Origin of the sequence: Glutamicibacter sp. BW80, assembly GCF_002332385.1 — a bacterium.
GTDB lineage: Bacteria > Actinomycetota > Actinomycetes > Actinomycetales > Micrococcaceae > Glutamicibacter.
The window spans coordinates 1-12,484 of record NZ_NRGV01000056.1; the positions used below are offsets into that span (position 1 = coordinate 1).

Genomic DNA, 12,484 nt, shown 5'->3' on the forward strand with positions numbered 1-12,484 from the left:
ACACCGCCTTCGTGGAACAGTGCTTGAAGATGGCTTTATGGCGCCGAAAACACACCAAAAGACCAGTTGACAAGGGGATTCTCCATCATTCGGATTATGCCGAGGTTTTCGTTAAGCCGAGAAAACCAGGACCGCGCTGGTCAATAGCTGGTTGAACCAGTATTCCTCGGCTTAACTATTCTTCCTAACGCAGGCTGTAGAGTTGGTCGAGTTCCTCCCTGCTCAAAGTAGTTTGCTGGACCTCTTCAATCGCTGGGTTTCCCGCGGCCATCGCAGCACGCATCATCTCCAGCGTCGCGAACGCATAAAACGATGATGTCGTGCTCATGTTCTCATGCCCCAGAAGCTGCATTATCAACGGCAACGCGACCCCCTGCTTATAGAGGTCCATCGCCTTCGTTTTACGCAGCATATGGCAATGCAGATGCTCCGGCATACTCGGGCACGTGAGACGTGCTTTATCGCCGGCGTTCTTCAGGATCAAGCTCACGGAGTCTGCTGAAAGAGCTGTTTCTTGGCCGCTACGGTAGCTATAAAACAATGGTCGGTTCCCGTGCCTACGCTCAGGTTCGGGATGGAACTGCGCAAGATAAACCTCCAGATGTTCTACCGTCTTGCTGCTCAACGGCACGATCCTGCTTTTGCTCCTTTTGCCGGTCAGCCTCACGCAGACCGGCTCTGCAAAAGAAATATCGGCGAGGGTCAACGCAGTCAGCTCGCTGACGCGTGCTGCTGTGTCATAGAGCAAGATCAGCAGCATTTGATTGCGCCGAGATTTCAACGTTTCGCCACTGTACGCTGCCAGAAGGTGAGTGGTTTGCTCGGTGTCCAAGTAATCAATGGGCTTTCTTGCAGCCGCAGGTGTTTTCACGGTCCGTGCAGACTCATCGACAGCCATCAGGACAATGTCTTCGGCCGAAACGTAATGCAAGAAGGCCTTAATGGAGGTCAGCCGCAAGCCAACAGTCCGCGGCTGGTAGTTCTTAGTTTCTTGCATCCACTTCACCCATCCCTTCAACAGATCCCTGCTGAAATGATCAAAACTGATCACTTCCCGAGGGATGTCTTGAACTGAAGTTAGATAGTGCACATAGTTTTCCAGGCTGATCCGGTAGGCCTCAATAGTCCGTGGTGACGCACCACGGACTTTGGGCAGGTAGTCGTGAAGATAGCTCCGTGCGTAGCTCCAGAAACTGGATGACGTGGGTGTTGCTGGTTTTTTCATTCGAATCCCACCTCCGGAAACAGGCTTTGATAAGGCTGACTCAACTGTGCGTAGCTCTTCAAAAAGTCCGGAGAGGTATGCACGTAGTAAAAGGTGCTGTCCAACGAGGCATGCCCCATATATCGGGATAAATATGGAAGCATCGCGTTGACGTCTTGGCCTTGAGCCATCCACCGTTCAATGTTCGCGTAAGCAAAGTGATGCCGGAATGAATAGGGGCGCGCTCTGGGCCCACCTTCGGTGCGGGGCAGGCCAGCTTGGTCCCAAATCCTATTGAACATCACCCCTACTGCAGTGTTGCCGAGAGGAGCACCAGTCGAGGTAGTAAAGAACGCTTGGCGCCGCGGGCCGAGGTTGGATTTCGTTGCTTGATCGCTGCGAAACAAGACTTCCCGGATCTGATCGTCGAATGGGATTCGACGGCTCCGATTGCCTTTGGACCAGAGGATATTTAATAGTTTCCTCTCTAGGTCAACGTCTTCCACGGCCAAGCGCTGCACCTCGCAAGTGCGTAGCCCGCAAGAATGCATGAGTCCGAAGAACGCCGTGGCTTGCCATTGCCATGGTGTTTTCGATGCTAGATGTTCAGCCGCAGCAAAGAAGTCGGTGATCTCTGACTGGCTGAGTAAGTAGGGTTGCGGCCGGTGGAAACCTGCGCGCCACTGCTCGGAAAGCACATAAGCTTCAGGATGTGAATGGGTGCGCATCCACCGGCCGAAGTCGCGAATATACGACATCCATGAAGGTGGCGATCCAGGTTGCGCGGCACGTTTTTCCTCGACCCACCCGACGACGGTTTCTTGGTTAAGGACGCGGGCTTGATGTTTGGTGCAGTACTCGTCGAAGCTGCGCAGATAGTGGATCCGTGATGCCCCGTAGCAGCCCATGTTCCGCTTGAATTCGATGAATCGTTCCAAGTCGCGAGCGAAGACGCTGGTGAAAGTTGGCGTTTTCATTGTTTCTGGCTTACTGGCAACGGCAGGACACAAGCTAGAAGCTGCTCCACGTCTGTGCTCAGATACACGTTGGTGGAATCAGCGCTGGCATGACCCAATACGGCAGAAATCGTTGGCAAGGGAGTGCTGGCTCGAAGCAGATTGGATGCTGCGTTATATCGAAGCATCCGCGAGCCAACCTTCATATCGTCCACCCCTGCGGTGCGGAACACCGTGCTGATCACTCGATAGATTGACGAATGGCCACCGAATGCCTGGTGGGGAGCTTTCCACCTAATAAAGACTTGAGCGGCCGTCGTTTCTGGCCGCTCGTGCAGTACGTAGTCCGCCAGTTTCTTCAGCACTAGGGAAGGCAGCGAAAGCGTGAGAGGGTTCCCCGTTTTTTGCTGGACGATTCCCAGTGTCGAGCCGCGCCAATCAACCTCTTCAAGTTTGAGGCTGATGATGTCACAAGCACGCAGCCCAGAGACTAAACACAGCAACACGATGGCCGCATCACGAGCCGAAACTGCCGGGTTATCGCGGCAGAACTCGACCACGATACGTTCAGAGGCAGGAGAGAGTATTTCGTGGATCTGATGATGCCTGCGCGCCCTGGCCAGTGCTAAAGCATCGAGCAAATCAGTGCGCTGCATAAACTTCAAAAACGGGCGAAAATTAGCCACGACGGACCACATCGTAGTTTCCGCCCACTGTCCGCGTAGGGATTCGAGAAACCCCAGAACGCTGGCTCCATCGGCTTTGTCCCACGTGAAGATTCCTTGAGCCTCCAAATAGGCCAGGTATTGTGTCGCCATGGAACCGAATGAATAAAGCGTGACCTGAGCGAGTTCGCGCTGCTTCATGTCTTGACCCCATAAACTGAGCAGTTGGCAAAACTCCGGGGTCTTCGGCGACGGCATCGTTGAGGGACGTTGGCGCACGGCCAAGTCCACGCATCCCGTCAGCAGATATGCATCACATAAATGAATCAGCCGTCGATAGTCGTTGCTACGTTGCTGGCTGAATTTTCCCGTCCTTGGACTGGTAGTCATCGAGACGAATCGCGTACCCAGCTCGCAGGTATAGATCCCATCCTGGTGGGCCGCCAGCAGGCCGAGTTGCTTAATCGACTTCTGGTATTGGCCAATCGTCGATTCCATGTAGCCAGCAGCTCTGAGCGCATCGACAACGGCTGTGCCGATCTCTTGTACGGAGGTATCCATGACTCGCTCCTTTCAATTGGGAGCACGGATATCCGTCAGGATAGGCCTGAATGTTAAACCGAGGAATACTGGTTCAACCAGCTACTAACCAGCGCGGTCCTGGTTTTCTCGGCTTAACGAAAACCTCGGCATAATCTGAATTAAGCCGATATCGGCTTAACTCGGACGCTGGCTCGCAATATACCTCGATCCGTTACACCGACACCTTAGAAATTGAGGGGCTGGTTCCGTCGATTGGCAGTGTCGGGGATTCCCTGTTAACCGGCTAATCCACGTTTTATACCCTTGAATTCCCCCGGAAACTCTTGACTTTCCAAAGGATGAGGTCGATGCTCATGTGTCATGAACACCCAGCAAGAGTTGGTTTTGTTGTCTTCACACGGAGCATGGAACCTCCATGGGTCGGCAGCAGCGAGGTTCTCCCAGGCTAATGATTACCTCGGCTATCTGAGTGACCGCAACTACTCTCCAGCCACGACACGAGCCTACGGTTATGACCTGTTGGCGTTCTGCCGCTGGCTACACGAACAAAATCTGACTATCGAAGCAGTTGACACCAACACGCTGATCAACTATCTGAAGTTCTGCAAGCAATCATCCGTACCAGGACGTCCAGGCCCGAATGTAATGACTTTAGACGGTCAAAGAGCCGATGGATATGCACCTGCAACGGTGAATCGCCGGATGGCAGCAGTGTCCGGGCTGTTCACATTCTTGGCGATGCGGGATCCGTGTCTCCCCAATCCTATGCCGAAAGGTCAGGAGTCCCGTTGGGTATCTTCCGCCCAGCGTTCCGGGCTTCTGGGGCATCTGGCTACACCAGCTGCCAGGTCGCCGCTACGTGTTCGCGAACCCCGCCGGCTACCAAGATCCTTGGAATCTGACGAAGTCATTGCCCTGTTTCAAGGTCTGCGGACGTACCGGGATCGTGCCATGGCAGGGCTAATGCTCTATTGCGGGCTACGTGCTGGCGAGGTACTTGCCTTGCGGATACGCGATGTGGACATCGGTGGGCGGTGGCTACTAGTGCTGGGCAAAGGATCCAAGGAACGACGAGTTCCATTAGACGTGGACGTCGCCGGAGTCATCCAAACTTACCTGCTCGCTGAACGCCCGGAATCGGATGAGCAACGGCTATTTCTCGTTGCCAAAGGAGCCAACCGCGGCCTGCCCTTGACAGCAGCTGGCCTGCGTACGATCTTCCGGTACCACCGCGAAATTTCAGGGGTTCCTGACGGCCACCCACATGCATTGCGCCATACCTTCGGCAGTGCCTTAGCAGCTTCAGGGGTGGACCTGTCCATCATGAGAGAGCTCCTGGGGCATGCCCACGTGAACACGACCGCCCGCTACATCCACCTTGTTCCTGCCCACGTGAAATCAGAATACGATGCCGCGATCAACCGCCAAAAACAATCACATTGAACCGCCTCTGGATCTCGTTGGCGCTTACCGCACCTACTTATCCTCCACTCACCGCGGGTCGGAACCGTATTTTTCAGCAGCAAGAACGTTCATGCTCCGATATCCAGACCCGGCGCAGTGGAGCCAAGAGCCGCTGGAGCGGCGGCTTGAGGCCAATAGCGGCACTAGAGCTTTCGTGCTTTATCTGATGGTCACCAAAAGGATCCGCGGCGACTTCCCGTATCTGCTTGAGCGGAAATTAGCCAACATCTTCGTTGAGGTCCAGGGAACTGATTACGAAGATGATCTCAGATTTTTCTCTGCTCAAGCCCGCAAGGTGGGGTTCAGCGAACGAGTCAGTGCGGCGATGACGACCAGCGTCATCGCTAAGATCCTGCTGCGGACTCAACAGCCACTTACACAGATCACGAGTGCTGATTTAGAGGAATTTGAAACTTGTTGCCGAGCCCGAGAAGCCCAGACCGGCATCTCAGCCCGTCCATTACTCGTGCTGAGTTCTTCAACCCGCCAGGTCTTGTTCCATGCACACCTGCTTGCCAATCCACCTCTGAGCAGGACCCAGCGGGTACCGCTCAAGGATAGGGTCGGCGCAGTGAACGGTCCCTTTGCACAGTTTCTTCTGCGGTATTTGGAACGTAAGGAAGTGACCTGCACTAGGAAAACGGTCAGTAGCCTGGCAACACGATTAGCGCATTTCGGGCAGTTCGTCACCGAAGCAGATCCATCATTAGCTTCACCGGCTGAGCTAACTCGTTGTTCTCATATTGAACCGTATCTGGTGTCTTTGCCTCGAAGCCCCAATACGAAGAGCTCCGGCACGCTTTCCGTAGCGGAACAATCACGACGGGTCAGGGCTGCCGGTAACTTCTTACGTGAAATTACCGAGTGGGGATGGCCCGAAGCTCCTCCACGGCAGTTGTTCTTCCGTTCTGATGTTCCTAGGCTTCCTCGGCCACTGCCACGTCATTTGCCCCCGGATGCCGACCGGCTCCTAGCCCAAGAGCTCCTGGCCTCGGACTATCGTCAGGCTGCCGATGCATTGCTGCTTCAACGAGCGTGCGGGTTGCGCATTGGCGAGTTGCTGGACTTGGAACTGGACTGTGTTCATGAGATTCCCGAGGCAGGGACTTGGCTGAAGATTCCGCTGGGAAAGATGAAGACCGAGCGTATGGTTCCGCTGGACCCGGACACCCTGGCTTTGGTTGATCGCATCATCGCAGAACGTTCGCCGGGCCAGCCGTTGGCTCATCCACGCACGGGGAAGCCCGCCCAGTTCCTTTTCACTCATCACGGACGCCGGTTGGGAGAAAGCGCTGTTCGGCTCGAACTAAACCGAGCTGCGCAAGCCGCCGGCCTGGGAAAGATCACTCCTCACCAGCTTCGTCATACTTATGCGACTGCGTTGATCAATGCCGGGGTCACCCTCCAGTCCTTGATGGCTCTCTTGGGCCATGTCTCAGCGGAGATGAGCTTGCGTTATGCATCCTTATTCGATTCAACTGTCCGCACCGAATATGAGCGTGCTTTGGACTTGGCGAAGTCACGCATCGGATTACCTGACCTGAAAGAACACCGTTCGCTGCTTCCGTTGAGTGATGTTTCTGTTGGCTCTTGGCACGATACCGCGACGATCAAGTCACGGCTTGCTGGCGGGCATTGCCTGAGGTCCCCAGCCCAGCAGGCGTGCCAGTATGCGAATATATGCGAGCACTGTCCGAGCTTCCGCACTGAGGATTCGAATCTTCCAGTGCTTGAGGCACAGCGTAAGGACGCTCTGATTTTGGCGCAGGACGCAAAACGCCGAGGCTGGGACAGCGAGGTGCAACGGCATGAAGCATTGGTGACTCAATTGGATCTGCTCATCGAGAGGACACGCACGGCGTGAAGCGAAGCGAGTCTCAACGAGTTGTTGATAAGGCCCTGCTGACATTGCGAATGCAGGGACGTACGGTGACGTTTCGGGCGGTAGCTGAACTCGCTGGGCTTTCCCGTTCCACGCTCTATCGTTCTGCTGGGCTTCGTGAGCTGATCCAGGAGTGCCGAGAGGGATCCGCGCGGCTAGGTGGCCGTGCGATTTTGCTTGGATCTCCTGCTCGGGTTGACGTGTTCGGTTCGGGTTCTTGGAATCAGGGGAAGCCGCTCCTGCAGAGTGATGACCGGGCGTGCAACAGGGAGTGCAGAGAAAAATAGAATTAGCCGGATAAGGCGTAGCCTAGCTATTTTTTAGCCGGTTAAGCGTACGACAATGCTGCCGCCGAAACGGTGATGGGCTTGTTCAAGAACGAGGCCGTGGCCAAAGATTCACCGTTCAGAGCCGGGCCTTTGATGGCTGAATCTGATGTGGTGGAAATCGTGGTGGACTGGGTGCACTGGTACAACACCGAAAGGTTACATTCGACCCTGGGGTATCGTGCGCCAGTGGAATTCGAAGAACTCTACTATGATGAAATAAGCGGCTCGTTACCCGATGAAGCTGCCAGAAAACTGGCGGCATAATTTCCGGGACGGTTCAACGGTCTGGGGTTGGACTGTATGTGCCGCTACAGTGGGTGCCAATCTAATGCCTTGGGGAGCTGCTGCAAAAATTGGGTATAAGTTAGTCAAGCGATTTGGATCCGTCAAAAAGGGCGTAAATATCATATGGCGTGCGTACCACAGCAAAAAGGGCGCGGCCGCGAAGCGAAATGCAGCTATAGCTGCAGCTGGTGGCCTGTTCGCCGAGCTTATTGGCATTAACGATATCAAGCAAAACTGTTTCTCTTAATCTGGAAAGAAGCTCTCAATGGCTACTGAAGCTACCCCAACGTCGCAAAATAAACGTAAGCCGAAAGCTATTCCTAGCGACTACTTCTATCTCGTCCTTGCTCTCTTGGGCCTTTCACAACTTCCTGCTACCTTCCAAACCAGCGGACTGTGGATAGGCCTTCTTCACCTCGGCGCAATCTTATGCTTTACCTATCTCATCGCAGCTGGCAACAAAGGCCGTTTTATTCCTTGGCTAGATCGCGATAATCGCCGTAACTGGGGTCGCTTGTGAATTCGGAGAATATTTAGCGGTACGAGGGTTTTGAGTGGCGGACGGGCCGGTATTTTCCTGGTTTGGTGGTTCGCCAGGTGTAGTCGCCGGTGAGATTGATGTGGTCCCAGCCCAGCGGCGAGAGGTGTTTCAAATGGGCTGGATCTGGTGGGTTGACGGTGTTGTTTAGCGTGGTGATGGTGCGCTCGAGGTAGACGGTATTCCAGAGCACGATGGCTGCGGTGAGTAGGGTCAGCCCGGATGCGCGGTTTCGCTGGTCTTCGATGGGACGGTCGCGAATTTCGCCGAGGCGGTGGAAGAACACGGCACGGGACAGGGCATTGTGGGCCTCGCCTTTGTTTAGTCCAGCGGTGACACGGCGGCGTAGCCCGGGGTCCTGGATCCAGTCGAGAGTGAAGAGTGTGCGTTCGAGGCGTCCGAGTTCCCGCAGCGCGAGGGCCAAGCCATTTTGGCGCGGGTAGGCACTGAGTTTACGCACAATCAGCGACGCGGTCACGGTCCCGGTCTTGATGGAGGCACTCAGCCGCAGGATTTCGTCCCAGTGCTTGTCGATCAAGGCGGTATTGATCGTGCCGCCAACCCACGGTGCCATCAGCGGTGTCTCCGGGCTACCCTTCGCAATGAACAAGCGGGTGTCGGCCAGATTGCGGATCCTGGGTGCAAAACGGAAACCGAGCAGGTGGGTCAGGGCGAAGACTTGGTCGCTGTAGCCGTTGGTGTCTGTGTAGTGCTCAATGATGTTCAGGTCTGATTCGTGGTAGAGCAGCCCGTCCAGGACATGGGTGGCATCGCGATCTCCGACGTTGACGAGTTTGCTGTAGAACGGGGTGTATTGGTCACTGACATGGGTGTAGAGCAGCCGGCCGGGTGCGTTGCCGTATTTCGGATTAACATGGCCAGTGGCCTCTGCCTTGTTGCTGGCCCGGTAGCGTTGTCCGTCCGAAGATGACGTGGTGCCATCACCCCAGTGCATGGCAAAAGGATGATCATGTTGGGCATTGACGAGTACGGCTAGGGCGCTGGTGTAGGTTTCATCTCTGATGTGGTGCGCTTGGACCCGGTCGAGCTGGGCATAGGTGACACCGGTGCAGGCCTCGGCCATCTTCGTCAGCCCAAGGTTGATCCCGTCGGCTAGGATCACGGCAAGCAGTAGCTGTTTGTCTTTGGCAGGGAGCCCAGTCTTGATATTGGGTAGGTGATCAGAGAAACCTGTCCAGGAATCGACTTCCACGAGCAGGTCAGTGATCGGTACCCGTGGGTACATGCCGCTGGTCTTGGAAACAAAGGGCTTCGCTCCTGCTGGAACATCGGTTTCGTGTGGAGTGATTTTCAGCCGTCCATTGACGATTGTGACGCTGTCCAGGAGTCCTGCGGCCGCCTGGTCTTGGACTTCTTGCAACCGTTCATTCAAGAATGCGAGGCGCCGGGCCAAGAACCCTTCTTCTGTCAACGGCGCCGGCAGCGGCAGGCTGCCGGTCTGCTTGAGCTGGTGGTAGTCATGGGGCGTAAGGAGATAGTCATCAAAGTCCCGGTACTGCCGGGAGCCCTTGACCCACATGTCTCCAGATCGGAGCGCGTTCTTCAACTCGACCATCACACACAGCTCATAGAATCCGGTGTGAATCCCATCGGTGGTGAAGACAACGCTTTTCCAACGAGGACGGATGAAAGCTGTCGGGGCCGTGTCCGGGATTTTGCGGGTCCTGGTCGTGTTGAGATTTCGCAGGAGGACCACTGCTTCGAGAACATCTGCTACCGCTGGTGAGGCCCGGAATTCCAGGGCTTCCAAGAACGCTGGCGAATATTTTCGCAGCGTTGGGAACTGTGCGGCGATCAAAGACAGATGATCGTCACGCTCAGGGTTGACTAGTTGTGTTGCCTCGTCAATGGACTCGGCAAGGGCGTCCCACCCGATGTTGGCATCGATTGCTGCGAACGGGTCTTCACCAGTCTCGCGTGCCTTGAGCAGGACCCGACCCAACTGGGCGTACTGACGTACTTTCTGGTTCACCGCCGTCGCTGAGGCTTGAGTCAGGTTCGATTGTTTGTTCTTCGCGTTCCTGAACAAGGTAGTGATGACCCGCTCGTGCAGATCGATGATTTCATCCAGGATTGTTGCTTCCGCTTCAGCACAGACGGCCAGAAGTGTCGCGTGTCGTCTGGAGGGCTCGAACTTGGCCAGATCGGCAACCGTCATCGCTGTTCCCTCTTTGGCGAGTTTCAGTAGCCGGTTCCGGTGGACGCGGCGTGTTGCCTCCAACGGCAACTCAAGGGAAGTCAGCTTCTTGAGCCGCTCGATATGTCCGAGGATGTGTTTTGCTTTTGCTTTGGCCGGTGCCTGCAAGACCCAACCCAGCCACGTCAGCGATGTTTCCTCACGCCGTTTCAGCAAACTATCCAGCTGCCGCCGGTGACGGTTAGTTAGGGGCTCACATAACATTGACTGGACTTGGCGATCGGCCCGGGTGAGTGCCTCTGCGCATGCGCGTTCGATCACGCTTACAGCGGGCAAAACGATCTTGGCCTCACGAAGCCAAGACACCGCATGAGCGGCAACAGCGGCACCCTTGGTCGTATTCAACGCCATAGCCGATAATTCCTGGACCAGGGCATCCGCATCAGCGACGGTATAAGTGGACAGACCATAGAACGCTTTGGCCTTTGACGCGTGCTCCCACCGCGTCATGGCCCGCGCCGAATAGTTTGCCCAGTCTGATTCCTTGGCACCGATCTGGGTAGAGATCCATCGGATCAGCTCAGATGGGACCACGGTTTCTTCGTCCAGGGCAATTCCCGGGAACCGCAGCAGGGCAAGTTGGAGGGCAAACCCAAGCCGGTTCGGCCCTCCACGATGCTGACGCACCAACGACAACTCTGACGCATCCAGCAAATAGAGCGACTTCATGCTCTCAGAATCAGTGGGGATCTCCGTCAGCGCCGTTTGTTCAGCGGCGGACAACACACGACGGCGGGGCACCTCAGGCGTCCTTGTGCTTTTGCCGGGACGAGCGCCCCACGGGGGAATCGGACAACTGTCGTAATGACCGGTAGACCGTGGTGCGGGAGACCCCGAGCACGCCACCAATACTTTCTACGCTGAGCTGGCCCTGCTCATACAAGCTTCGTGCAGTCTCCAGCTTGTCCCCGGCCAACAACGAAGGACGACCCCCGGTACGCCCCCGGGCGCGAGCCGCATCCAGGCCCGCACGGGTTCGGCTGCTGATCAGATCCCGCTCGAATTCCGCAAGGGCACCGAACACGTGAAAGACCAGGCGCCCACCGGGAGAAGTCGTATCAATGTTCTCTTGCAAGGACCTGAACCCAACACCTTGGGCCTCCAGAACGTTTACCGTGTCGATCAGATGTTTCAACGACCTACCCAACCGGTCCAAACGCCAAACAACTAAAGTATCCCCGGGACGGAGTTGTTCCATCAGCCGGCCCAATTCGGGACGGGTGGCCAGTGCTCCCGAAGCATGGTCGGAAAAGATCCTGAAGCAACCAGCCGCCTTCAAAGCGTCCTGCTGTAGCGCATCGTTTTGCTCCGCCGTCGAAACGCGCGCGTACCCAAACATCTCACCCATAGCCACAACTGTAACGGAACTCATCAACAGGGCAGCAAGATGACCCATAGAAACCGGCACTGACTAATGCTACAAAATGGCCGACAAGGGAACCGCCGGAAACCAAGGGAATCGTGACCCCGGCAAACAGAGTCGTCCACCATGCCGAAAACGTTCCATTCCCGCACAGCCCTGACCCGGTGGGCACCGTCAACAGTCCATGGCCTGTAACCATGTCCGTTGGTTGTGACCAGGGGTTCGAGCGAACGGAGAAGATAGCGAGGGGATTACAAGATATGGTGAACAGATGATTATCAGTGCAAACCATGGTGGCCTTGTCTAAACCCGCCTGAGCCGGCGAAAGTCGATCGCAGATTCCTGCGTTCAGACATTGCTGTACACGTTCAGGCGGAACGCTCCTTTAGCGCGCCCTTTTTACATGGACTTCGCGGCTCATCACCGCACACCACTGATAAGGAACAACCATGACCATCGATTCACTCAGCTCCTCGTATCTCAGCGAATGCCGACAGGCGCTCAACGAGGAACAAACACAAAGCCTTGCCGCCACCAACCACTGGGAAAACGTGGACCGACCACTGGTCCACGCGGACTGGGATGCACTATATAAGCGGATGAGCCCTCTCGTTGCCAGCGCAGACCCCGGCAGCAAGCAGATACAAACCCTCATCGCCTTGCACTATGGGATCGCTTGCAGATTCTACGTCCCAACAGCCCGCGCCTACGTGGGAATGGCACTCCACTATCGGGAGAACGCCGACATGGCAGCCTTCCACAACGCCTACCACCCAGACATGGTGCCGTTCCTCGCCGACGCGATGAGTATCTACGCGCAGACCTCCTTGCGCTAGCCCGCTAGGTGTAGGAACGGTCAGCGTCAAACCACTAACCGTTCCTACATCCGTATCTCTCGCCTAGAAAATCGTTCGTTCGGTGGCTGGGTGCGCGGATTGCAGAATGATCTAGACAGACGCTGAGCCCGCATGCCAGCAATCACGCGGAACTTTCTTCCGTACCGCTAGATATTCTCCGAATTCACAAGCGACCCCACA

The 12,484-nt window shown here is 55.8% G+C and carries 9 protein-coding genes and 1 pseudogene; 5 read left to right on the top strand and 5 right to left on the bottom strand.

The genetic code is table 11. From position 1 onward, the window contains the following. Positions 1-184: 184 nt before the first annotated feature. Genes CIK76_RS15010 through CIK76_RS15020 form a run of 3 tightly spaced genes read right to left on the bottom strand, consistent with a single transcriptional unit; the run spans position 185 to position 3,386 of the window. On the bottom strand, positions 185-1,225 hold the full coding sequence (locus CIK76_RS15010) for a tyrosine-type recombinase/integrase (protein ID WP_096287890.1): 1,041 nt from the start codon (positions 1,223-1,225) through the stop codon (positions 185-187). Beyond that, entirely contained in the window at positions 1,222-2,181 is a 960-nt protein-coding gene (locus CIK76_RS15015) for a tyrosine-type recombinase/integrase (protein WP_096287892.1), read from the bottom strand. Before CIK76_RS15015 ends, CIK76_RS15010 begins: the two co-directional genes overlap by 4 nt. After that, positions 2,178-3,386 (bottom strand): tyrosine-type recombinase/integrase, encoded by a 1,209-nt coding sequence (locus CIK76_RS15020; RefSeq protein ID WP_096287894.1) that lies wholly within the window; start codon positions 3,384-3,386, stop codon positions 2,178-2,180. The genes CIK76_RS15015 and CIK76_RS15020 overlap by 4 nt, the downstream gene beginning before the upstream one ends. 342 nt (positions 3,387-3,728) lie before the next feature. Between CIK76_RS15020 and CIK76_RS15025 the strand changes: the two genes are divergently transcribed. The 4 genes and pseudogenes from CIK76_RS15025 (at position 3,729) to CIK76_RS19135 (ending at position 7,848) form a co-directional block, all read left to right on the top strand. Then, positions 3,729-4,811, top strand: coding sequence for a tyrosine-type recombinase/integrase (locus CIK76_RS15025; RefSeq protein ID WP_096287896.1), 1,083 nt, complete (start codon positions 3,729-3,731; stop codon positions 4,809-4,811). Next, a complete protein-coding gene (locus CIK76_RS15030) occupies positions 4,777-6,696 on the top strand; it encodes a tyrosine-type recombinase/integrase (RefSeq protein ID WP_255248499.1) in 1,920 nt (639 codons plus the stop codon). The genes CIK76_RS15025 and CIK76_RS15030 overlap by 35 nt, the downstream gene beginning before the upstream one ends. A 365-nt stretch (positions 6,697-7,061) precedes the next feature. Further along, positions 7,062-7,307 (top strand): annotated as a pseudogene (locus CIK76_RS15035) (integrase core domain-containing protein); the annotation flags it as partial. Between the two features lie 286 nt (positions 7,308-7,593). Next, on the top strand, positions 7,594-7,848 hold the full coding sequence (locus tag CIK76_RS19135; RefSeq protein WP_141393579.1) for a hypothetical protein: 255 nt from the start codon (positions 7,594-7,596) through the stop codon (positions 7,846-7,848). Positions 7,849-7,861: 13 nt separating this feature from the next. On the opposite strand, the gene CIK76_RS15040 is transcribed toward CIK76_RS19135, so the two are convergent. Both CIK76_RS15040 and CIK76_RS15045 read right to left on the bottom strand, forming a co-directional pair. Continuing rightward, complete coding sequence (locus tag CIK76_RS15040) at positions 7,862-10,825, bottom strand: Tn3 family transposase (protein WP_096287902.1); 2,964 nt, start codon at positions 10,823-10,825, stop codon at positions 7,862-7,864. A gap of 1 nt (position 10,826) precedes the next feature. Continuing rightward, positions 10,827-11,432 carry a recombinase family protein gene (locus CIK76_RS15045; RefSeq protein WP_096287967.1) on the bottom strand — a complete coding sequence of 202 codons (606 nt, stop codon included), beginning with the start codon at positions 11,430-11,432 and terminating at the stop codon, positions 10,827-10,829. A 464-nt stretch (positions 11,433-11,896) separates the two neighbouring features. Between CIK76_RS15045 and CIK76_RS15050 the strand changes: the two genes are divergently transcribed. Continuing rightward, positions 11,897-12,283 (top strand): TipAS antibiotic-recognition domain-containing protein, encoded by a 387-nt coding sequence (locus tag CIK76_RS15050; RefSeq protein ID WP_096287904.1) that lies wholly within the window; start codon positions 11,897-11,899, stop codon positions 12,281-12,283. Positions 12,284-12,484 lie beyond the last annotated feature (201 nt).